This is a genomic window from Citrobacter sp. Ca225, assembly GCF_030337175.1.
Classification (GTDB): domain Bacteria; phylum Pseudomonadota; class Gammaproteobacteria; order Enterobacterales; family Enterobacteriaceae; genus Citrobacter_A; species Citrobacter_A amalonaticus.
This window is the reverse complement of sequence record NZ_JAOWCD010000103.1, coordinates 299571-326553: the sequence shown is the minus strand read 5'-3', so window position 1 is coordinate 326553 and position 26983 is coordinate 299571. Positions and strand designations below refer to the sequence as shown.

Here is a 26983-nt window from a genome sequence, read left to right as displayed (position 1 = left end):
TTCATTAACTGCGCAACTGCACAATGCCATCTTTCACCCGCGCGTCGTAGTGCGCCACGGAATGACGTTCATCCTCCATGCACAGGCCGTCGCTCAGGCGAAAGCGCTGTTTTTTCAACGGGCTGGCGACCCACAATTCGCCCTGATGTTCCGCAATCAATCCGCGAGACAGCACGCTGGATTCAAAGAACGGGTCGATGTTGCTGATCGCAAACACCTGGTCGTTGTGATACGGACGAAAAATAGCGACCTGTTCCTCACCTAACAACGCGCAGACGCCGGTTGCGGGCAGGATGTCATCAATGTGGCAGATGTTTGTCCACTGGCTCATGCGTTTTCCTCCACCAGAGTGACCGGGATGCGTTCATACGGCGTGGCCGGACGATGCTGTTCACGTTCAGGCACTACCTGGACGTTCGGATCGCGTTTATCGCTGTTGATAAAGTGTCTGAAACGCGTCTGGGCAGATGGCGTGTTGACGGTTTCCGTCCACTCGCAGACTACGGCTTCGCGCAGACGGGCCATCTCTTCTTCCAGATGTTCGTTCAGACCCAGTTTGTCGTCGATGATGACGGAACGCAGATACTCAATGCCGCCTTCCAGGTTGTCTAACCACGGGGCGGTACGGGTCAGTTTGTCCGCCGTACGGATGTAGAACATCATGAAACGGTCGAGATATTTGAGCAGCGTTTCACGATCGATATCCGCTGCCAGCAGATCCGCATGACGCGGTTTCATCCCGCCATTACCGCAGACGTACAGGTTCCAGCCTTTCTCGGTAGCGATGATACCGACGTCTTTGCCCTGGGCTTCGGCACATTCACGGGTACAGCCGGAAACGCCGAACTTCATCTTGTGCGGGGTGCGAATGCCTTTGTAGCGGTTTTCCAGCTCAACGCCGAAGCCCACGCTGTCACCCACGCCATAACGGCACCAGGTGCTGCCCACACAGGTTTTCGCCATGCGCAGCGCTTTGGCGTAGGCATGGCCGGTTTCGAAGCCAGCTTCAATCAGTTGGCGCCAGATTTCCGGCAGGTCGTCTTTTTGCGCGCCGAACAGGCCGATACGCTGAGAACCGGTGATTTTGGTGTACAGATTAAATTCACGGGCGATACGACCTACGGCAACCAGACCTTCCGGCGTGATTTCACCGCCGGCAGAGCGTGGGATCACAGAGTAGGTCCCGTCTTTCTGGATGTTCGCCAGGAAGTTGTCGTTAGTATCCTGCAGCGGGGTGTGCTGCGGTTTCAGAATGTACTCATTCCAGCAGGAAGCCAGCAAAGAGCCCACGGTCGGTTTACACACTTCGCAGCCATAACCTTTACCGTGTTTTGCCAGCAGCTCCTCGAAGGTTTTGATGCCTTCCACTCGAATCAGGTGGAACAGTTCCTGGCGCGAGTAAGCAAAGTGCTCGCACAGGTTGTTGTTCACTTCGATACCCTGTTTCGCCAGTTCGGCGTTCAGCACCTGGGTAACCAGTGGGATACAGCCGCCGCAGCCGGTACCGGCTTTGGTTTCGGCTTTCAGCGCGGCAACGGTGTGGCAGCCTTTGTTGATGGCGGCGACCAGCATCCCCTTGGTGACGTCGAAACAGGAGCAAATCTGCGCGCTGTCCGGCAGTTTATCCACGCCAATAGACGGTTTACCACTGCCGGCATGGGCCGGCAGGATCAGCGAGTCCGGGTTTTCCGGCAGTTCGATGGCATTCAGTACCAGTTGCAGCAGGTTGCCGTAATCGCTGGTATCTCCCACCAGCACAGCGCCGAGCAGGGTTTTGTTATCCTGGCTTACGATAAGGCGTTTGTAGACTTCTTTGCTTTCGTCGAGGTAAACGTAACTACGGGCACCCGGCGTGCGGCCATGTGCGTCGCCAATACCGCCGACGTCAACGCCCAGCAGTTTCAGCTTGGCGCTTAAATCTGCGCCTTCGAAGGCGTTTTCGTTATTGAGAATATGGTCAACGGCGACCTGCGCCATTTTGTAGCCCGGCGCGACCAGACCGTATACCCGGTTGTTCCAACTGGCACATTCACCGATGGCGTAGATATCCGGGTCGGACGTCTGGCAGGCATCGTTGATCACGATCCCGCCGCGTGGCGCAACCTCCAGACCACACTGGGTCGCCAGTTTGTCGCGTGGGCGAATACCGGTCGAGAAGACGATGAAGTCCACTTCCAGCTCGCTACCGTCGGCAAAACGCATCGTTTTACGGGCTTCAGTGCCTTGCTGGACGATCTCCTGGGTGTTTTTGCTGGTGTGCACGCGCACGCCCATGCTTTCAATCTTGCGACGCAACTGTTCGCCGCCCATAGGGTCAAGCTGCTCAGCCATCAGCATCGGGGCGAATTCAATTACGTGAGTTTCCACGCCGAGGTTTTTCAGCGCGCCTGCCGCTTCCAGACCTAACAGACCGCCGCCGACGACCGCACCACGCTTGCTGCGACGAGCACAGGATTCAATCGCGTTGAGGTCTTCAATGGTACGATAAACGAAGCAGTCCTGGGTTTCGGAACCTTTAATCGGCGGGATCCACGGATAAGAACCGGTCGCCATAATCAGCTTGTCGTAGTAAACCGTACGGCCCGCACTGGAGTGAATCACTTTTTCCTGGCGGTTGATGGTAATCGCACGTTCGCCGACCAGCACGTTAACGCCGTGCTTCTCGTAAAATCCTTCGCGAACCAGAGACAGTTCTTCGGCGGTGTGGTGTGAGAAGTAGGATGACAGGTGCACACGGTCGTATGCCTTGCGGGGTTCTTCGCAGAAAACAGTAATATCAAAATTGGCAGCGTCGGATTTATCAAGAAGGTCCTCAATAAAGCGATGGCCGACCATACCATTACCGATAATAGCGAGTCTGACTTTGCTCATTTTTGCCTCGATTTCTTTTCTATTACTGCCTACCTTAACGATTCAGCACCCCCACTTATTGATGCAAATCAAATTCACCTTTATATACCTCTTAAGGAGTATATTGCTGATTTGACAGCATTTTCTTAAGTTGTGGAAATATCAGACTTTTCGCGATTGTACAAATAACGTACAAAATGAGGGGGTTTTTAGCAGAAGAGGGCTACCACTAAAGATTGGCTGCCTTACATCCTTCGAGGAAGGGAAGAGAAACGAGAAAAGGCCGAATGGCGGTAGCGTTTTATCCGGCCTATAAAGAGGATCGCCATCCGGCAAATCACGTTACTGTGCTGTCGGGGCCTCATGCTGACGATGACGGGTCACAAAACCGAGGATAAAGCACATCACGAAGACGATAGCGTACAGGCCATTCGCGGTGAGCAAGGCCGCCTGAGGACCGCTGTGCGCCACGATAGGACCGGTGACGACAAACGTCAGCATGGTGCCGATGGTGCCGCAGGTCAGGACGAAGTTAACCAGTTTTGGCGAGGCTACGCGGGTTTGCTGCGAACCCAGGGTGATGATAGTGGTATAGATGGCGCTGGAGAAAAAGCCGAGAGCCAGAATAAACCACGGCATATGTTCAGGCGTCCCGGTGATGAACAAGTACATCAGCACGGTGGCCAGTGCCGCCAGTACAGTCAGAATGCGCTGCAAATCAAAGAAACGCAGAATGAAGCTGAATGCCCACATCCCAAACATGTATGACATCCAGAAGTTGCTGACCAGCGTACCGGCATCGTTCAGGCTCATCCCCAACCCTTTCGCGTACTCGGGTACCCAGGAGATAAAGCCCAACTGACCGAGGATGTAACACAGCGCAGCGACAGACAGAAACAGGACGCCAATGCCCCATTTCTCTTTCACGATGGGTGTATCGCTTTGCGGCGCGTGTTTGCCCAGCGGCGGGAATTCACAACCAAAGGTCAGAAGAAAAATAGCGACATAGACCAGACCGATGCAGGCGTACACCCAGTACCATTCGATGCTGCGCGCCAACAGGAACGCGGCGACCATCGGGAAAACCATCCCAGCCATGCTGAAGAAGGAGTCGGTAAACAACAGACGGGAGCCGCGCTGACGGCCTTCATACATCTGCGTAATCAGGAACGTACCAATGGACATGGTGATCCCGCTGACCAGTCCCAGCACAAACATTGCGGCAGAGAATAAAGCCAGACTGTGGCTGAACATCAGACCGGCAACGGCCAGTACCATCAGGATAAAGCCAAAGCGCAGTTGCGTTTTCAGCGGAACAATTTCCATCAGCCAGGCATTAAGGAAAATTGAGATCAAGATACCGGCGTTCAGGAAGGTGAAAGTGTTACTCATACTGGAAACTGGCAGCTGGAAATACTCTGCGATGTTTCCCATCACCATCCCGGTGACAATAACCAACGCACCGGTGAGGGCGTAGGAGAGAAAGCTAATCCATGTGAGCTTGATACGATTGCTGTTAGTCATGACTGGCCTGTAAATGGAAGTAAAGCGCATTGACGGCGCCGGGAACGGGCGGATTTTAGGCTTTTTAGTGATGCATTTAAACTTTTATCGGAAATTACAGGATCTGTTACATTTTTAAAGGTGATGTAAGTCACAATAATTAATGCTTTGATGAAGTTACATATGTTTCAGGTACGTAAAATTAGGTAAAGGGATGGCCTTGTCCCTGAAGGCTCTTTAGAATCAAACCACTGGCTTTTGTTACCGCTCTCCTAAAGGAAATCTCATGCTCAAATCGACCCTGGCGGCTGTTGCAGCTGTTTTCGCCCTTTCTGCTCTCTCTCCCGCAGCGCTGGCAGCAAAAGGGGATCCGCACGTTTTGCTGACGACCTCTGCAGGTAATATTGAACTGGAACTGAATAGCCAGAAAGCGCCTGTTTCAGTGCAAAACTTTGTCGATTATGTGAACAATGGTTTCTATAACAACACCACGTTTCACCGTGTAATTCCCGGCTTTATGGTCCAGGGCGGTGGCTTCACCGAGCAGATGCAGCAGAAGAAACCTAATCCCCCGATTAAAAACGAAGCCGATAATGGCTTGCGTAACACGCGCGGCACCATCGCGATGGCGCGTACTGCTGATAAAGACAGCGCGACCAGCCAGTTCTTTATCAACGTGGCCGATAATGCCTTCCTCGATCACGGCCAGCGTGATTTCGGCTATGCCGTATTTGGTAAAGTTGTGAAAGGGATGGAGGTGGCCGATAAGATTTCCCAGGTGCCGACCCATGATGTCGGCCCTTACCAGAATGTGCCGTCAAAACCAGTGGTTATCCTCTCCGCCAAAGTTCTGCCGTAATCCTTTCCCGCGCGGGCATTGCAGGCCCGCGTTGCTTTATCTTCCCTGCGTAACCGCGTTTTGCTGCTTATACTTGTGGCAAACACGGATCAATCAGGGAGGCGTAAAGTGAAAAAACTCACCGACAGGCAAAAATCCCGGCTCTGGGAACAGCAGCGCAACGTGAATTACCAGGCCAGCCGCCGTCTTGAGGGCGTCGAAAGTCCGTTAGTCACGCTTAATCCCGCAGAGGCGCTGGCGCGTCTGGAAGAACTCCGGAGGCACTATGAGCGATAAAATCGGCGACGACCGCGATCCGTATCTTTACCCCGGACTGAATGTGATGCGTAACCGTCTGGGGATCCACCAGGTTGCACGTCTGGAACAGGCCGCTTATGAACTGACTGCACTACGAGCGGCGACTATCGAACTGGGCCCGGCGAAGCGCGGCTTGCCTCATCTGTGCGCGATTCATCGGCAGCTTTACCAGGACGTCTTTGACTGGGCGGGTCATCTGCGTGAAGTGGATATCTATCAGGGTGATACCCGTTTCTGCCATTTCGCGTACATCGAAAAAGAGGGAAATGCCCTGATGCAGGATCTGGAAGAAGAGGGCTACCTGATGGGGCTGCCAAAAGAGAAGTTCGTCAGTCGCCTTGCACATTATTACTGTGAGATCAACGTGCTACATCCGTTTCGTCTTGGCAGCGGCATGGCGCAGCGGATTTTCTTCGAACAGCTGGCTATTCATGCGGGGTATCTTCTTCACTGGGCAGATGTGCCGGTGGCGGAGTGGCGTCGGGCGAATCAGGAAGGGGCGATGGGCGACCTTAGCGCATTGCAGGCGATATTTCGTAAAGGGGTAAGCGAAGCCGAGGAAACTGAGTAGAATAGCGCGGTTTTCCTCGACCGGAGCCGCCATGATCCTGCTTATCGATAACTACGATTCTTTCACCTGGAACCTCTACCAGTATTTTTGTGAGCTGGGCGCTGACGTGCAGGTTAAGCGCAATGATGAATTGACGCTGTCGCAGATCGATGCGCTACAGCCGCAAAAAATCGTCATTTCGCCCGGTCCCTGCACCCCGGATGATGCCGGAATTTCGCTGGAGGTGATTCGCCACTATGCCGGACGTTTGCCGATACTGGGTGTCTGCCTGGGGCATCAGGCGATGGCGCAGGCTTTTGGCGCAACGATCGTACGCGCCGAAAAAGTGATGCACGGAAAAACGTCGCCCATCCACCATACGGGACAGGGCGTGTTTCAGGGGGTAACTAACCCGCTTACCGTCACCCGCTATCACTCGCTCATCATCGACCCCACCACACTGCCAGACTGCTTTGAGGTGACCGCCTGGAGCGAAACACAGGAAATTATGGGGATTCGCCATACGATGTGGGATCTGGAAGGGGTGCAGTTCCACCCGGAGAGTATTCTCAGCGAGCAGGGACATCAATTGCTGGAAAATTTCCTCAATCGGTGATTTGTGATTGCTATCCTGTGATTTTTTATGCATATTTTGTGATTATATTTTCACATTCATTTTTGCATAACTGGATGGGCATGAGATGGCAACTGAACAAACGGCAGTAACCCGGGCAACTTTCGATGAAGTCATTCTGCCGATTTATGCACCGGCGGAATTTATTCCGGTAAAAGGCAAAGGCAGCCGGATCTGGGATCAGCAGGGCAAAGACTATGTTGATTTCGCGGGCGGAATTGCGGTGACCGCGCTGGGGCATTGCCATCCTGTACTGGTCGATGCGTTAAAAGCGCAGGGCGAAACGCTCTGGCATACCAGTAACGTCTTCACCAACGAACCCGCGCTGCGTCTGGGACGGAAAATAATCGATGCCACCTTTGCCGAGCGCGTGCTGTTTATGAACTCGGGAACAGAAGCCAACGAAACGGCGTTCAAGTTGGCGCGTCATTACGCCTGCGTGCGCCATAGCCCGTTCAAAACCAAAATCATTGCCTTTCATAACGCGTTCCACGGTCGCTCGTTGTTTACCGTCACGGTGGGCGGTCAGCCGAAGTATTCCGATGGCTTTGGGCCGAAACCGGCGGATATCATCCATGTACCGTTTAACGATCTCCATGCGGTGAAAGCGGTGATGGATGACCATACCTGCGCGGTGGTGGTTGAGCCGGTACAGGGAGAAGGTGGCGTTCTGGCCGCGACGCCGGAGTTCCTGCAAGGGCTGCGCGAGCTCTGCGACGAGCACCAGGCATTGCTGGTGTTTGATGAAGTACAAAGCGGAATGGGGCGTACCGGCGATCTGTTTGCCTATATGCACTATGGCGTGACGCCGGATATCCTCACCAGCGCGAAAGCGCTGGGCGGCGGCTTCCCGGTGAGCGCGGTATTGACGACGCAGGAAATCGCCTCGGCGTTTCATGTCGGCTCTCATGGTTCGACCTACGGCGGTAACCCGCTGGCCTGCGCGGTGGCGGAAGCCGCGTTCGACATCATCAACACGCCAGAGGTTCTGGGAGGCGTGAGTGCAAAACGCCAGAGATTCGTTCAACATCTGCAGCAGATTGATGAGCAGTACCACGTGTTCAGCGATATTCGCGGTATGGGGCTGTTGATTGGGGCCGAGCTGAAATCACAATACAAAGGGCGTGCGCGTGATTTCCTCTATGCGGCAGCCGACGCGGGTGTGATGGTGTTGAATGCCGGTCCTGATGTGATGCGCTTTGCCCCATCGCTGGTGGTGGAAGAGGCGGATATCGACGAAGGGATGCAGCGTTTTGCACAGGCTGTGGCGAAGGTTATCGGTTAACGGTGTGCCTGACGGCGCGGCGTTTATCAGGCCTGGTGCTGATAACGCGCGTATCCGGCAATCCGTGTTAACCCCGCATATCCCGTAACCGGCGGCTGAGCCAGATCCCATGGTGCGGCCGCTGACGCCATGCGACAGACGAGATAGTATGCATCGTGTTCAGGTGCCCCAGCACGCGTTGCAGATGCTGTTCCAGCGTGCTTAAGGGGCCGTGGGTGAGCGCTTCGGGCGCTTCCAGAATATTCACATCCCCCGAACTGCCCGGCCCGTCGTATTCCAGCCGCTGCTGACAGCGTTGGATGGCAATTTCGCACGATTGCAGATATCGCTGCGCCAGTTCCGGCGTCAGCATCGTATGCTCACGCGCCAGCGTGGTCATGGCATTGATATGTTCGACGATAAACTGACTGTGCGTCACCCACAGCTTCATGTCCGCCAGGTAGTGCGTGTTAAAGCCTGGCTCCTGCATCGCCTGATTCAGCGAGTTAAACAGCGTGTTGTGCGCCTGATTGACGCGCATACGCTGATAAGCCAGCGGTGTGGCCTGCGGATCGTCACTCAGAATCAGACGAATAGCTTCCTGATCGGCCTCCAGCGCATCATGGGCGTTTTTACGCAACAGTCCGCTCTGCCATTGTGGCCATAACCAAACGGTGCCGCCAAACGCAATCAGGCAGCCTATCACCGTGTCGACAAATCGCGGAATGATGAACTGTTCGCCGTCCAGCGTCAGGAGTTGCAGGGTGTACACCGCCGTGACGGTAAATCCCACGGTCGCCCAGCCGTAGTTTTTGCGGATGGTCAGATAGCTGACCAGGGTGATCACCAGCATCAGCGCCAGCGTATATCCTTCAGGAATATGAAAGTGCAGTGTTACGCCTGCGATAATCAGCCCCACCAGCGTTCCCGCCGAACGGTGCAGAATACGCACGCGGGTGGCGCCGTAACCGTTTTGTGTCACAAACAGCACCGTCATCAGGATCCAGTAAGGCTTCGGCAGATGCAGCGCGGTTCCCATCAGACTGGCGATGCTGAGCATGACGCTGATCCGCCCGGCGCTGCGGAGCGCCGGAGATTTCAGCGAGAGGTAGTTTTTCAACGCCGGCAGCAGCGGTAGCCGACGCTGCTTATCGGCCATCAGATCGCGGGCGTACAATGGTCGCTGGGTGCGCAGTACGCGGGCGATACGGCTGAAGTGCCAGTAACAGAACTGCCCGACGGGGTTATCCGGATGCTGATGAGCAATTTTTTCCAGCGCGCCAATCTGCTTTTGCATGGTGAACCGCGTCGGCAGCCGGTGATACAGAATGTCATCCGCCAGTACGCGCAGGCGAGCGGCGACCGTTTGCGCCGTCCAGCGTATCACCTGCTCCGCGTGACTGCGCTCGACCAGCTTTTGCACCTCTTCCGGTTGATGCAAACTGACGGAGATATGTTCCTGCAGATCCAGCGCTTCCTGAAAGGCGCGCAGCATCCGCTTATAGTCATTATTGTGATGCGCCGACAGCATGTGCATCTGCTGATAGCACTGGGTGATGAGGTCGACGGCTTTCTGCTGGCGCACCAGCAGCGGCGGCAGGGCTTTTTCCGGGTCGGTATGCTGGGTCAGCATGCTGTATTTCGCTTCGCAGTAATCCGCCAGTTCCCGGTACAGCAGGCTCAGCGACTCGCGCAGCGGCTGTTCGCGCCAGAGCCAGAACCAGAACCAGTTAAACAAGCCATACCACAGCGTGCCCAGCGCGTAGATCAGCAGCGGTTCCCAGACCGGCATATTTCCCGCGAGGCTCAGTGTGAAAATCGCCGCGATCAGCGAGGCCGGAAGCAAACGCGCGTGAAGGGAGCTCAATTCAGCGGTGACGCCGAGCGTGAGCGTCAGGCCGGTCAGGATCAGGGGTAACGGCACCGCCTGTGCCAGCAGCAGCTGCATGATCAGGCTACAGCCGGCAAACAGCGACGCACCGATGATCAGACGTTTGAAAAAGCGTTTGTGCGGAGTATCAAGCCCGGCAATGTTGCAGCAGGCGGGAACGAGAGAGAAGAGCAGGCCCAGATGTAACTGCCCGATGATCAGTCCGACGGCCACGGGCAAACAGAGCACCAGCGTTTGACGTAGTGCATAATTGATTTCTGGGTGATAAATCAGTCTGCGCCACATTGGCAAAACAAAAATGACGCGCTAGCGGGTAGCGCGTCATTTCCGATGAGATTAACGAGTGCCGTAAACGACGATCGTTTTACCGTGAGCGGAGATCAGGTTCTGATCTTCCAGCATCTTCAGAATACGACCAACGGTTTCGCGAGAGCAGCCAACGATCTGGCCAATCTCCTGGCGAGTGATTTTGATCTGCATGCCGTCCGGGTGAGTCATCGCATCAGGTTGTTTCGCCAGATTCAGCAGAGTCTGGGCGATACGACCGGTCACGTCGAGGAAGGCCAGGTTACCGACTTTCTCTGAAGTGACTTGCAGACGGCGAGCCATTTGGGAAGAGAGGCGCATCAGAATATCCGGGTTCACCTGGATCAACTGACGGAATTTCTTGTAAGAAATTTCAGCCACTTCACACGCTGTTTTCGCCCGAACCCATGCGCTACGTTCCTGGCCTTCTTCAAACAGGCCCAGTTCGCCAATAAAATCACCCTGATTCAGATAAGAAAGGATCATTTCTTTGCCTTCCTCATCCTTAATCAACACTGCCACTGAGCCCTTAACGATGTAGTACAACGTTTCTGCTTTTTCACCCTGGTGAATCAGCGTGCTCTTGGACGGGTACTTATGAATGTGGCAATGAGACAAGAACCATTCAAGTGTCGGGTCTGTTTGCGGTTTGCCAAGCACCATGCGCGATTATCCTCTGTTATAAGCTGTCTCCAGAGCCAAAAAATGCCGCTGTCTCTGGGGTTGCAAAAATGTGCTTCCCGCGTCCTGGGAAGAGGCTGTCAAAAACTCACTGCAGCCTTTAATGTGAAGTCCTCTGCATACATGCAGTACATCAATGTATTACTGTAGCATCCTGACTGTTTTAGCATAGCTTTAGCCGTGTGTCTCCTGGTGTCTCGCTTCAGCATGACGGAGGTCGCCTTCCGTTGCGAGAATTGTTATGTACGCGTAATCTGTCAGGAAAATTGACGCACTGGAGTTAAAAAATATGCAAGCGCGTGTTAAATGGGTTGAGGGGTTAACCTTCCTGGGTGAGTCGGCTTCCGGACACCAGATTTTGATGGACGGTAACTCTGGTGATAAAGCGCCGAGCCCGATGGAAATGGTGTTGATGGCAGCGGGCGGTTGCAGCGCCATTGACGTGGTTTCTATCCTGCAAAAAGGCCGTCAGGATGTGACGAACTGCGAAGTGAAACTGACGTCAGAACGTCGCGAAGAGGCGCCACGCCTGTTCACCCACATCAATCTGCACTTTATTGTCACCGGTAACGATCTGAAAGATGCCGCCGTTTCGCGTGCGGTCGACCTGTCAGCGGAGAAGTACTGCTCTGTGGCGCTGATGCTGGGAAAAGCGGTCAACATTACCCATTCGTATGAAGTGATTGCGGCGTAATTTTTCCTGTCGCCGGATGGCGGCTAGCGCCTGGTCCGGCCTACAGATCCCTGATTTGTAGGCCCGATAAGCGTAGCGCCATCGCGCACTTCCCATCGTTTATTCGATCTTCTTGCCTTCCATCAGTCGCTGCACCAGCGGCAACATGATGAGTTCCATTGCCAGCCCCATTTTGCCGCCGGGTACCACCAATGTATTGATGTGGGAAATGAATGACCCCTGCAGCATCGCCAGCAACCAGGGGAAATCGATTCCTTCCAGATTACGGAAATGAATCACGACAAAGCTCTCATCCAGTGATGGAATGCCTTTGGCCGCGAATGGGTTCGAGGTGTCCACGGTGGGAACGCGCTGGAAGTTAATATGGGTACGGGAGAACTGCGGCGTGATGTAGTTGATATAGTCGTCCATCGAACGCACTACCGAATCCATCACCGCCTCACGAGAATGGCCTCGTTCGCTGGTGTCGCGGATAAGCTTCTGGATCCACTCCAGGTTAACGATGGGGACCACGCCGACCAGGAGATCAACATGTCTTGCGACCTCATGCTGGGGCGTGACGACGCCGCCGTGCAGGCCTTCATAGAACAATACGTCGGTGGGTTCTGGCAGGGGTTGCCACGGGGTAAACGTCCCCGGTACCTGATTCCATGGCACGGCTTCATCATAGGTATGCAGATATTTACGCGACTGGCCTTTGCCCGTCTGACCGTACTCAATGAACGTCTGCTCCAGTAGACCGAAGTCATTGGCGTCGGGGCCAAAATAGCTGATGTGGCGTCCGGCGTCGCGTGCTTTGCGGATCGCCATATCCATTTCCGGACGGGTATAGCGGTGAAAACTGTCGCCTTCCACCTCGGCTGCGCGCAGGTTGAGCTGCGCAAAAATTTTACGGAACGCGAGGCTTGTGGTGGTGGTCCCCGCGCCGCTGGATCCTGTTACCGCAATCACCGGATGTTTGGCAGACATGTTAACTCCATCAATAAATTGATTTTTTATTATAGTCGGCCGATAGCGTGCGGGTTATTCGCGAAATTGCTTGCGCGGCATGATATTGACGGTTTCGTGCAACTCAGACCACACCAGCACCGCTTCGCCACACTGTAACTGGCGTTTGACGTCGGCGACTTTTTGTTCAAGGGTACGTTCATGTTCACCATAATCGGTACCTTCGCGCAACACAAAGCTTTCGATCAGATTGTCCAGCGTCTCGGGGGAAAGGTCCTGCCAGGGGATTTGCATGATTAGGCCTCCAGATACGGTGTCAGCCAGTCAGGGATGCGCGATTCCAGCCACATTTCTGGCCGACGTAGCGTCCCGCCAATAAATCCAACGTGCCCGCCATGTTCGGTTAACTGATATTCCACCTGCGGCGGTAAATCTTCTGCTTTGGGGATCACATGATGATCCATAAACGGGTCGTCTTTCGCGTGAATGATCAGCGTCGGAATGGCGATGTCGCTGAGCAAGGGCATGGCACTGCACTGACGATAGTAGTCGATAGCATCGGCGAAGCCGTGAATTTTGGCAGTGATCAGATCGTCAAACTCACGGATCCGGCGCAGGGACTTCAACTGCGCCAGGCTCACCGGCAGCGAGCCTGGATAAGCCGCCAGCTTGCGCGATGCGTTAGCTTTCAGCAGGTTGAGCAGATAGCGCTGATAAATACGGGAAAAGCCTTTATCCATATGATAGCTGCAGGCTTCCAGTACAAAGGGAGCCGAGACAATGACCGCCGCATCAAGCGGGATGTTTTTCCCTTCTTTAGCCAGCAGGCATGCCAACATATTTCCGCCGAGCGAATAGCCTACGGCGGCCGTCGGCGCGTGGCCAAATTCCCGCTGCAACCAGCCTAAGAACCAGGTTCCGTCTTCGGTTTCACCGGAGTGATAAATACGGTTCAGGCGATTCGGTTCGCCGCTGCAACCGCGAAAGTGCATCACCACGCCAAGCCAGCCACGATTCTTTGCCGCTTCAATCAGGCCATGTGCGTACGGACTGTTCAGGCTGCCTTCCAGACCATGAAAGACCACCAGGCGCGGCTTGTGCTTCGCCTGATGCGGATCTTCACTCCATGCCAGATCGACAAAGTCGCCGTCGGGCAATTCCAGACGCTGCCAGTGGGCGTCGAAATTCACCTTTCGGCGGATCAAACGCGGCAACATGGTCTGTAGATGGCAGTTACTGATACCGCGCATCGGGCGAAATTCGTCACTGCTGCCATTTGGCATCTCTGGGTCGTGAAGGATTACGTGTGTCATCACCGTTACTCGCTCAGCATCTGCTCAAGCTGTTCCTGGGCGTCCAGCCAGACCAGTTCGCACGCTTCCAGCCCGGCTTTGGCGCTGGCCTGCTGTTGCAGACATTCCGTCAGCTCGGCTTTGCGGCTCTGGTCGTAAAGTTCGCTGTCACCCAGCTTCTCTTCTGCCTGCGCCAGCTGTGCGTTCAGCTTCTCCATCTCTTTTTCCAGACGGGCGATCTCTTTACGCAACGGCTGGGTTTGCGTCCGCAGTTCAGCTTCCCGACGCTTCTGATCTTTACGCGCTTGCGCGCTGTTGATGTTCTCTTTCGGCGTCTCGTCGGACTGGCTTTCCTGCTTCTGCACATCGCTCAGCCACTGCTGATAATCTTCCAGATCGCCATCGAACGGCTCGACCTTGCGGTCATGCACCAGATACAGGTCGTCGGTTGTGGAGCGCAGCAAATGGCGGTCGTGCGATACGACCACCAGCGCGCCTTCAAATTCAATCAGCGCTTCGGTTAATGCCTGGCGCATGTCGAGATCAAGGTGGTTAGTCGGTTCATCGAGCAGCAACAGGTTCGGACGCTGCCAGACGATCAGCGCCAGCACCAGTCGCGCTTTTTCACCGCCGGAGAAACGACGCGTCTCTTCGCTGACTTTATCGCCCTGAAAGCCGAAGCCACCCAGGTAATCGCGTAGTTTCTGTTCCAGTTCTTGTGGCGCCAGTCGCACCAGATGCTGCAACGGCGACTCATCCGCGCGCAAATACTCAAGTTGATGCTGGGCGAAATACCCGAGCTTAATGCCTTTTGCCAGGCCAATTTCACCGCTCACCGGCGCGAGTTCGCCCGCCAACAGTTTAATGAGCGTGGATTTACCCGCACCGTTACGTCCCAGCAAACCAATACGCGATCCTGGCACCAGGTTCAGTTTGATTGAATCCAGAATGATGCGTTCGCCGTAACCGGCGCTCACTTTCTCCATCTTCAAGAGCGGATTCGGCAGGCTTTCCGGCGCGCGGAAGCTGAAATGGAACGGGTTATCGACATGCGCCGGGGCAATCAGCTCCATGCGTTCCAGCATCTTAATACGGCTCTGTGCCTGTTTTGCTTTCGTGGCTTTGGCGCGGAAGCGATCGATATAGCTTTGCAGATGCGCCACGCGCTCCTGCTGGCTTTCATACATCGCCTGTTGCTGGGCCAGACGCGTGGCACGCTGAATTTCAAACGCGCTGTAGTTGCCGGTGTACTCGAACATCGTTTGCTGTTCGATATGAATGATTTTATCCACAACCGGATCGAGGAAATCACGGTCGTGAGAGATCAGAATCAGAGTGCCCTGATAGCTCTTTAGCCATTTTTCCAGCCAGATAACCGCATCCAGATCGAGGTGGTTGGTTGGTTCATCGAGCAGGAGGAGATCGGAGCGACAAATCAGCGCCTGAGCCAGGTTGAGACGCATACGCCAGCCGCCGGAAAAGTCGCTGACTGGACGTTCCAGTTGTTCATTAGAGAAACCGAGACCATGCAACAGGCTGGCTGCGCGGGAGCGTACGGTCCAGGCGTCGATGGCATCCAGCTTGCCGTGGACGGTGGCAATGGCGTGTCCGTCGTTACGTTCGTTAGCGTCATGCAACTGGGCTTCCAGTTGACGATATTCGCGGTCACCGTCAATAACATATTCCAGCGCGGGCTGGGGCAGAGCTGGTGTTTCCTGATTCACCCACGCCAGCTGCCAGCTACCGGGAAAGGTAAAACCGCCGGCATCTGCGCTGATTTCATTTTTCAGCAATGCCAGCAGGGTAGATTTCCCGCAGCCGTTCTTACCCACCAGGCCCACTTTCTGGCCCGGATTGATGGTGGCAGTGGCATTGTCCAGTAAGACGCGCACGCCGCGACGAATTTGTAACGAGGAGAAAACAATCATAAGGCGCCGTATGTTCAGACTATGTTAATTTATCATTATGATAATGTAAGGTGTGGGCCATTTTCCGCACCGGGCCGCAATGGTAGCCCAAAACGACGACGATACACAAAAACAGAAATAAACCGGGAGGGGGATGATGTCTCAGCCAGCAAAGGTCTTGCTGCTGTATGCCCATCCGGAATCTCAGGACTCGGTGGCTAACCGGGTACTGCTTAAGCCGGCCACGCAGCTCAGCAACGTTACGGTGCACGATCTCTACGCGCACTATCCTGATTTTTTTATCGATATCCCGCATGAGCAGGCGCTACTGCGTGAGCATGACGTGATCGTGTTTCAGCATCCGCTGTACACCTATAGCTGTCCGGCGTTGCTGAAAGAGTGGCTGGACCGCGTATTGAGCCGTGGCTTTGCCAGCGGCCCCGGGGGAAATCAGTTAGCGGGAAAGTACTGGCGGAGCGTGATAACAACCGGGGAACCGGAGAGCGCCTATCGCTATGACGCGCTGAATCGCTATCCGATGAGCGATGTACTACGGCCATTCGAACTGACGGCAGGGATGTGCCGGATGCACTGGTTGAGTCCCATTATTATCTACTGGGCCAGACGACAAAGCGCGCAGGAGCTGGAAAGCCATGCAAAAGCGTATGGCGACTGGCTTGCTCATCCCGTTCCTGTGGGAGGCCGCTGATGGAAGGTTCCGATTTAATGCTGGCAGGAGTGCTGTTTCTCTTCGCGGCGGTGGCTGCGGTGCCTTTGGCATCGCGGCTGGGGATTGGCGCGGTATTGGGCTATTTGCTTGCGGGGATTGCTATTGGTCCGTGGGGGCTGGGGTTCATCAGCGACGTAGATGAGATTCTCCACTTCTCTGAACTTGGCGTCGTGTTTCTGATGTTTATTATTGGGCTGGAGCTGAACCCGTCGAAGCTCTGGCAGCTTCGGCGTTCTATCTTTGGCGTGGGTGCGGCGCAGGTTCTGCTGAGTGCGGCGCTGTTGGCCGGACTGCTAATGTTGACCGATTTCTCGTGGCCTGCGGCGGTCGTCGGCGGGATAGGCCTGGCAATGTCTTCCACTGCGATGGCACTACAACTGATGCGCGAAAAAGGGATGAATCGCAGCGAATCCGGGCAGTTGGGCTTTTCGGTTTTGCTGTTCCAGGATCTGGCGGTGATCCCGGCGCTCGCGCTAGTACCGCTGTTAGCCGGTTCGGCCGATGAAGACTTTGACTGGATGAAGATCGGTATGAAGGTGCTGGCGTTTGCTGGCATGCTGATTGGTGGACGCTATCTGCTGCGTCCGGTGTTCCGGTTTATTGCCGCCTCCGGCGTGCGTGAAGTGTTTACCGCCGCCACGCTGCTGCTGGTGCTGGGATCGGCATTGTTTATGGATGCGCTGGGGCTGTCGATGGCACTCGGCACGTTTATCGCCGGGGTGCTGTTAGCGGAAAGCGAATATCGGCATGAGCTGGAAACCGCGATCGATCCGTTTAAAGGACTGCTGCTGGGTCTCTTCTTTATTTCTGTCGGGATGTCACTCAATCTGGGCGTGCTGTATACCCATCTGCTGTGGGTTGTGGCAAGCGTGGTGGTGCTGGTGGCGGTCAAAACGTTGGTGCTTTATCTGCTGGCGCGACTGTACGGCCTGCGCAGTTCTGAAAGAATGCAGTTTGCGGGCGTGTTGAGCCAGGGCGGAGAGTTCGCTTTTGTGCTGTTCTCAACCGCGTCGTCGCAGCGGTTGTTTCAGGGCGATCAGATGGCGCTTTTGCTGGTGACCGTCACGTTGTCGATGATGACCACGCCGATGCTGATGAAGCTTATCGATAAATGGCTATCCCGCCAGCTTAACGGCCCGGATGAAGAAGATGAAATGCCGTGGGTTGAGGATGATAAGCCGCAGGTCATCGTAGTGGGCTTTGGTCGTTTTGGTCAGGTTATCGGCCGTTTGCTGATGGCGAATAAAATGCGCATTACCGTGCTGGAGCGGGACATCAGCGCGGTGAACCTGATGCGTAAATATGGCTATAAGGTCTATTACGGTGATGCGACGCAGGTGGATCTGCTACGTTCCGCGGGCGCAGAGGCGGCGGAATCTATCGTCATTACCTGTAATGAACCGGAAGATACGATGAAGCTGGTGGCGATCTGTCAGCAGCATTTCCCGCATTTGCATATTCTTGCGCGAGCGCGCGGACGTGTTGAAGCGCATGAGTTATTACAGGCAGGGGTATCACAGTTTTCCCGTGAGACCTTTTCCAGTGCGCTGGAACTGGGACGCAAAACGCTGGTGTCGTTGGGGATGCATCCCCATCAGGCGCAGCGGGCGCAACTGCATTTCCGCCGGCTGGATATGCGGATGCTGAGGGAGCTCATCCCAATGCATGCTGATACGGTACAAATCTCTCGCGCCAGAGAAGCCAGACGCGAGCTGGAGGAGATTTTCCAGCGCGAGATGCAACAAGAACGACGCCAACTGGATGGCTGGGATGAATTCGAATAGAGGATAAGTATGGCAATTCGTAAACGTTTTATTGCAGGGGCGAAATGCCCTTCCTGCCAGGCGCAGGATTCTCTGGCGATGTGGCGCGAGAATAATATCGATATTGTTGAATGCGTTAAGTGCGGACATCAGATGCGGGAAGCGGATAAAGAAGTCCGCGATCACGTTCGCAAAGAAGAGCAAGTGATTGGGATCTTTCATCCAGACTAGCGATATGGCCCGAGATTTTTTAAGCTAAAGGGTACACAGGTGCAGATTTCCGCTACAATCTGCGCCAGCAATTTTCCCACGCTCAGGAGATATCATGAAAGTAGCAAAAGACCTGGTGGTCAGCCTGGCCTATCAGGTACGTACAGAAGACGGTGTGTTGGTTGATGAGTCTCCGGTGAGTGCGCCGCTGGACTACCTGCATGGTCACGGTTCCCTGATCTCTGGCCTGGAAACAGCGCTGGAAGGTCACGATGTTGGCGACAAATTCGATGTTGCGGTAGGCGCGAACGACGCTTACGGTCAGTATGATGAAAACCTGGTGCAGCGCGTTCCAAAAGACGTCTTCATGGGCGTTGATGAGCTGCAGGTTGGCATGCGTTTCCTGGCGGAAACTGACCAGGGCCCGGTACCGGTAGAAATTACCGAAGTGGAAGACGACCACGTTGTGGTTGACGGCAACCACATGCTGGCGGGTCAGAATCTGAAATTCAACGTTGAAGTTGTGGCGATCCGCGAAGCGACCGAAGAAGAACTGGCTCACGGCCACGTTCACGGTGCGCACGGTCACGACCATGACCACGATCACGACGGCTGCTGCGGCGGTCACGGCCATGATCACGGTCACGAGCACGGCGGCGAAGGCTGCTGCGGTGGCGGCGGTAAAGGCAATGGCGGCTGCGGTTGCCACTAATACCCGTCGTCTTTCAAACCACCGCAGCGTTGGCTGCGCTTTCGAACCCCGGTCACATAGTTTTCTATGCTCCCGGGGCTTGCTCAAGCTTGCCGCCTTGCGGTGACTCGAAATCCTTTGGGTATTTATGAGACCGTCCGATAAGTGTTGGTGCCATCGGATACAAGAAAGCGGGTTTAACCCGCTTTTTTTACGTCTCAATAATGAGGCGGTGGCGTCTCTTCGGCCTGGGAGGCGATGTGGGAAGGCTGGCTCGCTTTGAGCTTTTCCGTCAGCAGTCGCAGATGATCGCGCAATTTGGCCATTTCCATCTCGTGAGCGGTTACCGTTACGTTGAGCTCTTCAATGGTGATTTCCTGAAAAGCCAGCCGACTTTCCAGCTCGGCCAGCCGGGTTTCCATCGTTGTGTCCTGCATGATTCACCTCATCGATTGTCTCTGGTCGCGGCGGATTCTACTTAACTTTGTCTGAATACACAGCCCTGATTCAGTCTTGTCGAAACTAATTTAAACAAAAAGAGTCTCAAAAGTAGCGAGAATCAGGCATGTCCGTATGTTGATTTGTTCAACAACGCTTTATAGTACGCTTCTCATAGTAAAGTTAACCATGGGGTGAGATGCCCCGGCCCTGGAGATATGGATGAAATCACTGTTTAAAGTCACTTTGCTGGCGACCACGATGGCCGTTGCTCTGCACGCCCCGATCACCTTCGCAGCGGACGCCGCAAAACCGGCCGCCGCCGCTGCTGACAGCAAAGCTGCGTTCAAAAATGACGACCAGAAATCGGCTTACGCACTGGGTGCATCGCTGGGTCGCTATATGGAAAACTCCCTGAAAGAACAGGAAAAACTGGGCATCAAACTGGACAAAGACCAGCTGATCGCCGGTGTGCAGGATGCGTTTGCTAATAAGAGCAAACTGTCTGACCAGGAAATCGAGCAGACTCTGCAGGCTTTTGAAGCACGCGTGAAAGCTTCCGCCCAGGCGAAGATGGAAAAAGACGCAGCTGACAACGAAGCCAAAGGTAAAGAGTTCCGCACCAAGTTTGCGAAAGAGAAAGATGTGAAGACCTCTTCGACTGGCCTGCTCTACAAAGTTGAGAAAGCCGGTACAGGCGAAGCGCCGAAAGACAGCGACACGGTGGTGGTGAACTACAAAGGTACGCTGATCGACGGTAAAGAGTTTGATAACTCCTACACCCGTGGCGAACCGCTCTCTTTCCGTCTGGACGGTGTGATCCCTGGCTGGACTGAAGGTCTGAAGAACATTAAGAAAGGTGGGAAGATTAAGATGGTCATCCCACCAGAACTGGCTTACGGTAAAACCGGCGTTCCGGGGATCCCGGCTAACTCCACGCTGGTATTCGACGTAGAACTGTTGGACATCAAGCCAGCACCGAAGGCGGATGCCAAGCCAGAAGCAGCAGCTGAAGCTGATGCAAAAGCAGCAGATGCCGCTAAAAAATAAAAACTGAGAACCGCCGCCGAACAGAGCGGCGGTTTTTTTTGTGCAGGCCGGATATAATTAATAGTGGAAAGTGGAACCACCACTGTATTAATTTAATCATCCACAAAATTAATGAGCCTGCCCTGAAAACATAACGACAGGCTCCTGAAAAGGAGTGTTTTTTTTCATGTCCAGGTCGCTTTTAACCAACGAAACCAGTGAGCTTGATTTACTGGATCAACGTCCTTTCGATCAAACCGACTTTGATATTCTGAAATCCTACGAAGCGGTGGTGGACGGGTTAGCGATGCTCATTGGTTCCCACTGTGAAATCGTTTTGCACTCTTTGCAGGATTTGAAATGTTCCGCCATTCGCATTGCCAACGGCGAACATACGGGACGAAAAATCGGTTCGCCGATTACTGACCTTGCGTTACGGATGCTGCACGATATGACCGGTGCAGATAGCAGCGTCTCCAAATGCTACTTTACCCGTGCGAAAAGCGGCGTTCTGATGAAGTCAGTGACGATTGCCATTCGCAATCGCGAGCATCGTGTGATTGGTCTGCTGTGCATCAACATGAACCTTGATGTCCCGTTTTCGCAGATCATGAATACCTTTATTCCCCCGGAGACCCCGGAAGTGGGATCGTCTGTTAACTTCGCCTCTTCCGTGGAAGATCTGGTGACGCAGACGCTGGAGTTCACCATTGAAGAGGTGAACGCCGATCGTAATGTCTCCAATAATGCCAAGAACCGCCAGATCGTCCTGAATCTGTATGAGAAGGGTATCTTCGATATTAAGGATGCCATCAATCAGGTCGCCGATCGTCTGAACATCTCCAAGCACACCGTGTACCTCTATATTCGCCAGTTCAAGAGCGGCGACTTTCAGGGGCAAGATAAGTAATGCGTTTTGCCATTGTGGTTACCGGTCCGGCGTATGGTACCCAGCAGGCGAGCAGCGCATTGCAGTTTGCTCAGGCTTTGCTTGAAGAAGGCCATACGTTAAGCAGCGTCTTTTTCTATCGGGAAGGGGTGTATAACGCCAACCAGTTGACCTCTCCGGCCAGTGATGAATTTGATCTGGTCCGGGCATGGCAACAGATGAATACACAGCATGGCGTTGAGCTGAACATTTGTGTGGCGGCGGCGCTGCGCCGCGGTGTGGTAGATGAAACTGAAGCGGGCCGACTGGGACTGGCGTCCGCCAATCTGCAGCCGGGTTTTACCCTCAGCGGACTGGGCGCGTTGGCACAAGCCTCATTGACCTGCGATCGCGTGGTACAGTTTTGATGAAACGTATTGCCTTTGTCTTTTCCACCGTGCCGCACGGTAGTGCTTCTGGCCGTGAAGGGCTGGACGCGCTGTTGGCGACGTCGGCGTTAACAGAAGAGATCGGCGTCTTCTTTATAGGTGATGGCGTCTTTCAGATCCTGCAGGAACAAAAGCCGGATGTGATTCTGGCCCGCGACTATATTGCGACCTTCAAACTGCTGGGATTGTACGATATCGAACAGTGCTGGTTATGCGCCGCCTCGCTGCGCGAGCGTGGACTCGAAGAAGGGGCCAGTTTTGTCGTTGAGACGACGCCGCTGGAACCAGACGCGCTGCGTCGTGAACTGGGCAACTACGATGTCATCCTGAGATTCTGAGGTTTTCATGCTGCATACTTTACACCGCTCCGCGTGGCACTCTGATTTCTCTGCAATCCTGCGCCTGCTTGCAGAAGGGGATGAACTTTTGTTGCTCCAGGATGGCGTTACCGCCGCAGTCGAAGGCTGTCGCTTCCTTGAAAGCCTGCAAAACACCCCCATAACGGTATATGCACTGAAAGAAGACATTGACGCCCGGGGTTTGGGTGGTCAAATTTCAGACAGTGTCGTCAGGGTTGACTATACTGACTTCGTCAGACTTACGGTTAAGCACGCCAGCCAGATGGCCTGGTGATTGTGTGATCGTTGTATATTTCTTGACACCTTTTCGACACCGCCCTAAAATTCGGCGTCCTCATATTGTATGAGGTCGTTTTATTACGTGTTTACGAAGCAAAAGCTAAAACCAGGAGCTATTTAATGGCAACAGTTAACCAGCTGGTACGCAAACCACGCGCTCGCAAAGTTGCAAAAAGCAACGTGCCTGCGCTGGAAGCATGCCCGCAAAAACGTGGTGTATGTACTCGTGTATATACTACCACTCCTAAAAAACCGAACTCCGCACTGCGTAAAGTATGCCGTGTTCGTCTGACTAACGGTTTCGAAGTGACTTCCTACATCGGTGGTGAAGGTCACAACCTGCAGGAGCACTCCGTGATCCTGATCCGTGGCGGTCGTGTTAAAGACCTCCCGGGTGTTCGTTACCACACCGTACGCGGTGCGCTTGACTGCTCCGGCGTTAAAGACCGTAAGCAAGCTCGCTCCAAGTATGGCGTGAAGCGTCCTAAGGCTTAATGGTTCTCCGTTAAGTAAGGCCAAACGTTTTAACTTAAATGTCAAACTAAACTCGTAGAGTTTTGGACAATCCTGAATTAACAACGGAGTATTTCCATGCCACGTCGTCGCGTCATTGGTCAGCGTAAAATTCTGCCGGATCCGAAGTTCGGATCAGAACTGCTGGCTAAATTTGTAAATATCCTGATGGTAGATGGTAAAAAATCTACTGCCGAAACAATCGTATACAGCGCGCTGGAGACCCTGGCTCAGCGTTCTGGTAAATCTGAACTGGAAGCTTTCGAAGTAGCTCTCGAAAACGTGCGCCCGACTGTCGAAGTTAAGTCTCGCCGCGTTGGTGGTTCTACTTATCAGGTACCAGTTGAAGTCCGTCCGGTTCGTCGTAATGCCCTGGCAATGCGTTGGATCGTTGAAGCTGCTCGTAAACGCGGTGATAAATCCATGGCTCTGCGCCTGGCGAACGAACTTTCCGATGCTGCAGAAAACAAAGGTACTGCAGTTAAGAAACGTGAAGACGTTCACCGTATGGCCGAAGCCAACAAGGCGTTCGCACACTACCGTTGGTAATCCCTTCGGAGTTTTAGTCACCAGGCGGGCGCTTCCAGTAAGCAGCCCGCTTTGGGCTACTTAAATTGAACGCCTAAAAGATAAACGAGGAATCAAATGGCTCGTACAACACCCATCGCACGCTACCGTAACATCGGTATCAGTGCGCACATCGACGCCGGTAAAACCACTACTACCGAACGTATTCTGTTCTACACCGGTGTAAACCATAAAATCGGTGAAGTTCATGACGGCGCAGCCACCATGGACTGGATGGAGCAGGAGCAGGAACGTGGTATTACTATCACTTCCGCAGCGACTACTGCATTCTGGTCTGGTATGGCTAAGCAGTATGAACCGCATCGCGTAAACATCATCGACACCCCGGGGCACGTTGACTTCACTATCGAAGTAGAACGTTCCATGCGTGTTCTTGATGGTGCGGTAATGGTTTACTGCGCAGTTGGTGGTGTTCAGCCGCAGTCTGAAACCGTATGGCGTCAGGCAAACAAATATAAAGTTCCACGCATTGCGTTCGTTAACAAAATGGACCGTATGGGTGCGAACTTCCTGAAAGTTGTTGGTCAGATCAAAACCCGTCTGGGCGCGAACCCTGTTCCGCTGCAGCTGGCGATTGGCGCTGAAGAAGCGTTCACCGGTGTTGTTGACCTGGTGAAAATGAAAGCCATCAATTGGAACGAAGCAGATGCAGGCGTTACCTTCACTTACGAAGATATCCCGGCTGACATGCAGGAACTGGCTGAAGAATGGCACCAGAACCTGATCGAGTCCGCAGCGGAAGCTTCTGAAGAGCTGATGGAGAAATACCTGGGTGGTGAAGAACTGACTGAAGAAGAGATCAAAAAAGCTCTGCGTCAGCGCGTTCTGAACAACGAAATCATCCTGGTAACCTGTGGTTCTGCATTTAAGAACAAGGGTGTTCAGGCGATGCTGGATGCGGTAATTGATTACCTGCCATCCCCGGTTGACGTACCTGCGATCAACGGTATCCTGGACGACGGTAAAGACACGCCTGCTGAGCGTCACGCAAGCGACGAAGAGCCTTTCTCTGCACTGGCATTCAAAATCGCTACTGACCCGTTCGTGGGTAACCTGACCTTCTTCCGTGTGTACTCCGGTGTGGTTAACTCTGGTGATACCGTACTGAACTCCGTGAAAGCTGCACGTGAGCGTTTTGGTCGTATCGTTCAGATGCACGCTAACAAACGTGAAGAGATCAAAGAAGTTCGCGCGGGCGACATCGCTGCTGCGATCGGTCTGAAAGACGTAACCACTGGTGACACCCTGTGTGACCCGGATGCGCCGATCATTCTGGAGCGTATGGAATTCCCTGAGCCGGTAATCTCCATCGCCGTAGAACCGAAAACCAAAGCTGACCAGGAAAAAATGGGTCTGGCTCTGGGCCGTCTGGCTAAAGAAGACCCGTCATTCCGTGTATGGACTGACGAAGAATCTAACCAGACCATTATCGCCGGTATGGGTGAACTGCACCTCGACATCATCGTTGACCGTATGAAGCGTGAATTCAACGTTGAAGCGAACGTCGGTAAACCTCAGGTTGCTTACCGCGAAGCGATTCGTGCGAAAGTTACCGATATCGAAGGTAAACACGCCAAGCAGTCTGGTGGTCGCGGTCAGTATGGTCATGTTGTTATCGACATGTACCCGCTGGAGCCGGGTTCTAACCCGAAAGGCTACGAGTTCATCAACGACATTAAAGGTGGTGTAATCCCTGGCGAATACATCCCTGCCGTTGATAAAGGTATCCAGGAGCAGCTGAAAGCCGGTCCGCTGGCAGGTTACCCGGTTGTTGATATGGGTGTTCGTCTGCACTTCGGTTCTTACCATGACGTTGACTCCTCTGAACTGGCGTTTAAACTGGCTGCGTCTATTGCCTTTAAAGAAGGCTTTAAGAAAGCTAAACCAGTTCTGCTTGAGCCAATCATGAAGGTTGAGGTAGAAACGCCGGAAGAAAACACCGGTGATGTTATCGGTGACTTGAGCCGTCGTCGCGGTATGCTGCGCGGTCAGGAATCCGAAGTCACTGGCGTTAAGATCCACGCTGAAGTTCCGCTGTCTGAAATGTTCGGATATGCAACTCAGCTGCGTTCTCTGACCAAAGGTCGCGCATCATACACTATGGAATTCCTGAAGTATGATGATGCACCGAACAACGTTGCTCAGGCCGTAATCGAAGCCCGTGGTAAATAATCCACAGGATTAAAACCTAAGTCCCGTGCTCTCTCCACAAGGGGAGAGCGCTATAGTAAGGAATATAGCCGTGTCTAAAGAAAAATTTGAACGTACAAAACCGCACGTTAACGTCGGCACCATCGGCCACGTTGACCACGGTAAAACTACCCTGACTGCTGCAATCACTACCGTACTGGCTAAAACCTACGGCGGTGCTGCTCGCGCATTCGATCAGATCGATAACGCGCCGGAAGAAAAAGCTCGTGGTATCACCATCAACACTTCTCACGTTGAATATGACACCCCGACTCGCCACTACGCACACGTAGACTGCCCGGGCCACGCCGACTATGTTAAAAACATGATCACCGGTGCTGCGCAGATGGACGGCGCGATCCTGGTTGTTGCTGCGACTGACGGCCCGATGCCGCAGACTCGTGAGCACATCCTGCTGGGTCGTCAGGTAGGCGTTCCGTACATCATCGTGTTCCTGAACAAATGCGACATGGTTGATGACGAAGAGCTGCTGGAACTGGTAGAAATGGAAGTTCGTGAACTTCTGTCTCAGTACGATTTCCCGGGCGACGACACCCCGATCGTTCGTGGTTCTGCTCTGAAAGCGCTGGAAGGCGACGCAGAGTGGGAAGCGAAAATCATCGAACTGGCTGGCTTCCTGGATTCTTACATCCCGGAACCAGAGCGTGCGATTGACAAGCCGTTCCTGCTGCCGATCGAAGACGTATTCTCCATCTCCGGTCGTGGTACCGTTGTTACCGGTCGTGTAGAACGCGGTATCATCAAAGTGGGCGAAGAAGTTGAAATCGTTGGTATCAAAGAGACTGCCAAGTCTACCTGTACTGGCGTTGAAATGTTCCGCAAACTGCTGGACGAAGGCCGTGCGGGTGAGAACGTTGGTGTTCTGCTGCGTGGTATCAAACGTGAAGAAATCGAACGTGGTCAGGTACTGGCTAAGCCGGGCACCATCAAGCCGCACACGATGTTCGAATCCGAAGTGTACATCCTGTCCAAAGACGAAGGCGGCCGTCATACTCCGTTCTTCAAAGGCTACCGTCCGCAGTTCTACTTCCGTACAACTGACGTGACTGGCACCATCGAACTGCCGGAAGGCGTTGAGATGGTAATGCCGGGCGACAACATCAAAATGGTTGTTACCCTGATCCACCCGATCGCGATGGACGACGGTCTGCGTTTCGCAATCCGTGAAGGCGGCCGTAC

General features: G+C 53.9%; 29 protein-coding genes. 19 read left to right on the top strand and 10 right to left on the bottom strand.

Features of this window, described 5'->3' with window-relative positions; all coding sequences use genetic code 11:
- Positions 1-4 precede the first annotated feature (4 nt).
- From nirD to tsgA, 3 genes are all read right to left on the bottom strand, one after another.
- Positions 5-331: a nitrite reductase small subunit NirD gene (nirD, locus tag OGW13_RS25390; protein ID WP_042998403.1), complete on the bottom strand. Its 327-nt coding sequence runs from the start codon at positions 329-331 to the stop codon at positions 5-7.
- The gene (gene nirB / locus OGW13_RS25385) at positions 328-2871 is read right to left on the bottom strand and encodes an NADPH-nitrite reductase large subunit (RefSeq protein ID WP_042998402.1); all 2544 of its coding nucleotides are present in this window, start codon (positions 2869-2871) and stop codon (positions 328-330) included. The genes nirD and nirB overlap by 4 nt, the downstream gene beginning before the upstream one ends.
- Positions 2872-3192: 321 nt before the next feature.
- Positions 3193-4374 carry an MFS transporter TsgA gene (gene tsgA, locus OGW13_RS25380; RefSeq protein WP_044253471.1) on the bottom strand — a complete coding sequence of 394 codons (1182 nt, stop codon included), beginning with the start codon at positions 4372-4374 and terminating at the stop codon, positions 3193-3195.
- Positions 4375-4639: 265 nt separating this feature from the next.
- On the opposite strand from tsgA, the gene ppiA reads away from it, so the two are divergent.
- From ppiA to argD, 5 genes are all read left to right on the top strand, one after another.
- Positions 4640-5212 (top strand): peptidylprolyl isomerase A, encoded by a 573-nt coding sequence (gene ppiA, locus OGW13_RS25375; RefSeq protein ID WP_042998400.1) that lies wholly within the window; start codon positions 4640-4642, stop codon positions 5210-5212.
- A gap of 108 nt (positions 5213-5320) precedes the next feature.
- Positions 5321-5488 carry a FicA/YhfG family antitoxin gene (gene ficA / locus OGW13_RS25370; protein ID WP_287116620.1) on the top strand — a complete coding sequence of 56 codons (168 nt, stop codon included), beginning with the start codon at positions 5321-5323 and terminating at the stop codon, positions 5486-5488.
- Positions 5478-6080: a putative adenosine monophosphate-protein transferase Fic gene (locus tag OGW13_RS25365; protein ID WP_042998398.1), complete on the top strand. Its 603-nt coding sequence runs from the start codon at positions 5478-5480 to the stop codon at positions 6078-6080. The genes ficA and OGW13_RS25365 overlap by 11 nt, the downstream gene beginning before the upstream one ends.
- 31 nt (positions 6081-6111) lie before the next feature.
- Positions 6112-6675: an aminodeoxychorismate synthase component 2 gene (pabA, locus tag OGW13_RS25360; protein ID WP_109739780.1), complete on the top strand. Its 564-nt coding sequence runs from the start codon at positions 6112-6114 to the stop codon at positions 6673-6675.
- Positions 6676-6760: 85 nt separating this feature from the next.
- Entirely contained in the window at positions 6761-7978 is a 1218-nt protein-coding gene (argD, locus tag OGW13_RS25355) for a bifunctional acetylornithine/succinyldiaminopimelate transaminase (protein WP_044253462.1), read from the top strand.
- Positions 7979-8045: 67 nt separating this feature from the next.
- Here argD and OGW13_RS25350 read toward each other — a convergent pair whose 3' ends face one another.
- Both OGW13_RS25350 and crp read right to left on the bottom strand, forming a co-directional pair.
- Positions 8046-10133, bottom strand: coding sequence for a YccS/YhfK family putative transporter (locus OGW13_RS25350; RefSeq protein WP_044253459.1), 2088 nt, complete (start codon positions 10131-10133; stop codon positions 8046-8048).
- Positions 10134-10184: 51 nt separating this feature from the next.
- Positions 10185-10817, bottom strand: a complete 633-nt coding sequence (gene crp, locus OGW13_RS25345) for a cAMP-activated global transcriptional regulator CRP (protein WP_000242758.1) — start codon at positions 10815-10817, stop codon at positions 10185-10187.
- Between the two features lie 307 nt (positions 10818-11124).
- On the opposite strand from crp, the gene OGW13_RS25340 reads away from it, so the two are divergent.
- Positions 11125-11529, top strand: coding sequence for an OsmC family protein (locus tag OGW13_RS25340; protein WP_042998393.1), 405 nt, complete (start codon positions 11125-11127; stop codon positions 11527-11529).
- Between the two features lie 99 nt (positions 11530-11628).
- Here OGW13_RS25340 and OGW13_RS25335 read toward each other — a convergent pair whose 3' ends face one another.
- From OGW13_RS25335 to OGW13_RS25320, 4 genes are read right to left on the bottom strand one after another with little or no spacing between them, the layout of a single operon-like run.
- Positions 11629-12498 carry a phosphoribulokinase gene (locus OGW13_RS25335; RefSeq protein ID WP_042998392.1) on the bottom strand — a complete coding sequence of 290 codons (870 nt, stop codon included), beginning with the start codon at positions 12496-12498 and terminating at the stop codon, positions 11629-11631.
- A 54-nt stretch (positions 12499-12552) separates the two neighbouring features.
- Positions 12553-12771, bottom strand: a complete 219-nt coding sequence (locus OGW13_RS25330; protein ID WP_042998391.1) for a YheU family protein — start codon at positions 12769-12771, stop codon at positions 12553-12555.
- Between the two features lie 2 nt (positions 12772-12773).
- Positions 12774-13790, bottom strand: coding sequence for a hydrolase (locus tag OGW13_RS25325; RefSeq protein WP_080721655.1), 1017 nt, complete (start codon positions 13788-13790; stop codon positions 12774-12776).
- Between the two features lie 5 nt (positions 13791-13795).
- On the bottom strand, positions 13796-15697 hold the full coding sequence (locus OGW13_RS25320) for an ABC transporter ATP-binding protein (RefSeq protein WP_287116619.1): 1902 nt from the start codon (positions 15695-15697) through the stop codon (positions 13796-13798).
- A gap of 136 nt (positions 15698-15833) precedes the next feature.
- Between OGW13_RS25320 and kefG the strand changes: the two genes are divergently transcribed.
- The 4 genes from kefG (at position 15834) to slyD (ending at position 19091) form a co-directional block, all read left to right on the top strand.
- Complete coding sequence (kefG, locus tag OGW13_RS25315) at positions 15834-16385, top strand: glutathione-regulated potassium-efflux system ancillary protein KefG (RefSeq protein WP_042322810.1); 552 nt, start codon at positions 15834-15836, stop codon at positions 16383-16385.
- Positions 16385-18190, top strand: coding sequence for a glutathione-regulated potassium-efflux system protein KefB (kefB, locus tag OGW13_RS25310; RefSeq protein ID WP_044263783.1), 1806 nt, complete (start codon positions 16385-16387; stop codon positions 18188-18190). The genes kefG and kefB overlap by 1 nt, the downstream gene beginning before the upstream one ends.
- A gap of 9 nt (positions 18191-18199) precedes the next feature.
- On the top strand, positions 18200-18400 hold the full coding sequence (locus tag OGW13_RS25305; RefSeq protein ID WP_042998388.1) for a YheV family putative zinc ribbon protein: 201 nt from the start codon (positions 18200-18202) through the stop codon (positions 18398-18400).
- Positions 18401-18494: 94 nt separating this feature from the next.
- On the top strand, positions 18495-19091 hold the full coding sequence (gene slyD, locus OGW13_RS25300) for a peptidylprolyl isomerase (RefSeq protein ID WP_042322804.1): 597 nt from the start codon (positions 18495-18497) through the stop codon (positions 19089-19091).
- Positions 19092-19288: 197 nt separating this feature from the next.
- Here the strand turns inward: slyD and OGW13_RS25295 are convergent, their stop codons facing one another.
- Positions 19289-19507, bottom strand: a complete 219-nt coding sequence (locus OGW13_RS25295; RefSeq protein ID WP_042998387.1) for a protein SlyX — start codon at positions 19505-19507, stop codon at positions 19289-19291.
- 223 nt (positions 19508-19730) lie between these two features.
- On the opposite strand from OGW13_RS25295, the gene fkpA reads away from it, so the two are divergent.
- From fkpA to tuf, 9 genes are all read left to right on the top strand, one after another.
- Positions 19731-20558 carry an FKBP-type peptidyl-prolyl cis-trans isomerase gene (gene fkpA / locus OGW13_RS25290; protein WP_044263781.1) on the top strand — a complete coding sequence of 276 codons (828 nt, stop codon included), beginning with the start codon at positions 19731-19733 and terminating at the stop codon, positions 20556-20558.
- 166 nt (positions 20559-20724) lie between these two features.
- Positions 20725-21447 carry a helix-turn-helix transcriptional regulator gene (locus OGW13_RS25285; protein WP_042286247.1) on the top strand — a complete coding sequence of 241 codons (723 nt, stop codon included), beginning with the start codon at positions 20725-20727 and terminating at the stop codon, positions 21445-21447.
- On the top strand, positions 21447-21833 hold the full coding sequence (gene tusD / locus OGW13_RS25280) for a sulfurtransferase complex subunit TusD (protein WP_042998385.1): 387 nt from the start codon (positions 21447-21449) through the stop codon (positions 21831-21833). Before OGW13_RS25285 ends, tusD begins: the two co-directional genes overlap by 1 nt.
- Positions 21833-22192: a sulfurtransferase complex subunit TusC gene (gene tusC, locus OGW13_RS25275; protein WP_044263779.1), complete on the top strand. Its 360-nt coding sequence runs from the start codon at positions 21833-21835 to the stop codon at positions 22190-22192. The genes tusD and tusC overlap by 1 nt, the downstream gene beginning before the upstream one ends.
- Positions 22193-22199: 7 nt before the next feature.
- Positions 22200-22487 (top strand): sulfurtransferase complex subunit TusB, encoded by a 288-nt coding sequence (tusB, locus tag OGW13_RS25270; RefSeq protein WP_042998383.1) that lies wholly within the window; start codon positions 22200-22202, stop codon positions 22485-22487.
- A gap of 125 nt (positions 22488-22612) precedes the next feature.
- Entirely contained in the window at positions 22613-22987 is a 375-nt protein-coding gene (rpsL, locus tag OGW13_RS25265) for a 30S ribosomal protein S12 (RefSeq protein ID WP_000246815.1), read from the top strand.
- A gap of 96 nt (positions 22988-23083) precedes the next feature.
- On the top strand, positions 23084-23554 hold the full coding sequence (gene rpsG, locus OGW13_RS25260) for a 30S ribosomal protein S7 (protein ID WP_042998382.1): 471 nt from the start codon (positions 23084-23086) through the stop codon (positions 23552-23554).
- 96 nt (positions 23555-23650) lie between these two features.
- Positions 23651-25765 (top strand): elongation factor G, encoded by a 2115-nt coding sequence (fusA, locus tag OGW13_RS25255; RefSeq protein WP_042322790.1) that lies wholly within the window; start codon positions 23651-23653, stop codon positions 25763-25765.
- Between the two features lie 70 nt (positions 25766-25835).
- Positions 25836-26983, top strand: a 1148-nt coding sequence (gene tuf, locus OGW13_RS25250) for an elongation factor Tu (protein WP_054176463.1), incomplete at its 3' end; no start/stop codon positions are given.

Bases quoted from the DNA above. Each gene is read 5' to 3' on its own strand.
- OGW13_RS25295 (WP_042998387.1), bottom strand. From the start codon at position 19,507: ATGCAGGACACAACGATGGAAACCCGGCTGGCCGAGCTGGAAAGTCGG.
- argD (WP_044253462.1), top strand. From the start codon at position 6,761: ATGGCAACTGAACAAACGGCAGTAACCCGGGCAACTTTCGATGAAGTC.
- fkpA (WP_044263781.1), top strand. From the start codon at position 19,731: ATGAAATCACTGTTTAAAGTCACTTTGCTGGCGACCACGATGGCCGTT.
- OGW13_RS25335 (WP_042998392.1), bottom strand. From the start codon at position 12,498: ATGTCTGCCAAACATCCGGTGATTGCGGTAACAGGATCCAGCGGCGCG.
- nirD (WP_042998403.1), bottom strand. From the start codon at position 331: ATGAGCCAGTGGACAAACATCTGCCACATTGATGACATCCTGCCCGCA.
- tusB (WP_042998383.1), top strand. From the start codon at position 22,200: ATGCTGCATACTTTACACCGCTCCGCGTGGCACTCTGATTTCTCTGCA.
- kefB (WP_044263783.1), top strand. From the start codon at position 16,385: ATGGAAGGTTCCGATTTAATGCTGGCAGGAGTGCTGTTTCTCTTCGCG.
- OGW13_RS25285 (WP_042286247.1), top strand. From the start codon at position 20,725: ATGTCCAGGTCGCTTTTAACCAACGAAACCAGTGAGCTTGATTTACTG.
- kefG (WP_042322810.1), top strand. From the start codon at position 15,834: ATGTCTCAGCCAGCAAAGGTCTTGCTGCTGTATGCCCATCCGGAATCT.
- OGW13_RS25325 (WP_080721655.1), bottom strand. From the start codon at position 13,790: ATGACACACGTAATCCTTCACGACCCAGAGATGCCAAATGGCAGCAGT.
- OGW13_RS25350 (WP_044253459.1), bottom strand. From the start codon at position 10,133: ATGTGGCGCAGACTGATTTATCACCCAGAAATCAATTATGCACTACGT.
- tusD (WP_042998385.1), top strand. From the start codon at position 21,447: ATGCGTTTTGCCATTGTGGTTACCGGTCCGGCGTATGGTACCCAGCAG.
- rpsL (WP_000246815.1), top strand. From the start codon at position 22,613: ATGGCAACAGTTAACCAGCTGGTACGCAAACCACGCGCTCGCAAAGTT.
- fusA (WP_042322790.1), top strand. From the start codon at position 23,651: ATGGCTCGTACAACACCCATCGCACGCTACCGTAACATCGGTATCAGT.
- ppiA (WP_042998400.1), top strand. From the start codon at position 4,640: ATGCTCAAATCGACCCTGGCGGCTGTTGCAGCTGTTTTCGCCCTTTCT.
- OGW13_RS25340 (WP_042998393.1), top strand. From the start codon at position 11,125: ATGCAAGCGCGTGTTAAATGGGTTGAGGGGTTAACCTTCCTGGGTGAG.
- OGW13_RS25330 (WP_042998391.1), bottom strand. From the start codon at position 12,771: ATGCAAATCCCCTGGCAGGACCTTTCCCCCGAGACGCTGGACAATCTG.
- pabA (WP_109739780.1), top strand. From the start codon at position 6,112: ATGATCCTGCTTATCGATAACTACGATTCTTTCACCTGGAACCTCTAC.
- OGW13_RS25365 (WP_042998398.1), top strand. From the start codon at position 5,478: ATGAGCGATAAAATCGGCGACGACCGCGATCCGTATCTTTACCCCGGA.
- rpsG (WP_042998382.1), top strand. From the start codon at position 23,084: ATGCCACGTCGTCGCGTCATTGGTCAGCGTAAAATTCTGCCGGATCCG.
- slyD (WP_042322804.1), top strand. From the start codon at position 18,495: ATGAAAGTAGCAAAAGACCTGGTGGTCAGCCTGGCCTATCAGGTACGT.
- tusC (WP_044263779.1), top strand. From the start codon at position 21,833: ATGAAACGTATTGCCTTTGTCTTTTCCACCGTGCCGCACGGTAGTGCT.
- nirB (WP_042998402.1), bottom strand. From the start codon at position 2,871: ATGAGCAAAGTCAGACTCGCTATTATCGGTAATGGTATGGTCGGCCAT.
- crp (WP_000242758.1), bottom strand. From the start codon at position 10,817: ATGGTGCTTGGCAAACCGCAAACAGACCCGACACTTGAATGGTTCTTG.
- OGW13_RS25320 (WP_287116619.1), bottom strand. From the start codon at position 15,697: ATGATTGTTTTCTCCTCGTTACAAATTCGTCGCGGCGTGCGCGTCTTA.
- tsgA (WP_044253471.1), bottom strand. From the start codon at position 4,374: ATGACTAACAGCAATCGTATCAAGCTCACATGGATTAGCTTTCTCTCC.
- OGW13_RS25305 (WP_042998388.1), top strand. From the start codon at position 18,200: ATGGCAATTCGTAAACGTTTTATTGCAGGGGCGAAATGCCCTTCCTGC.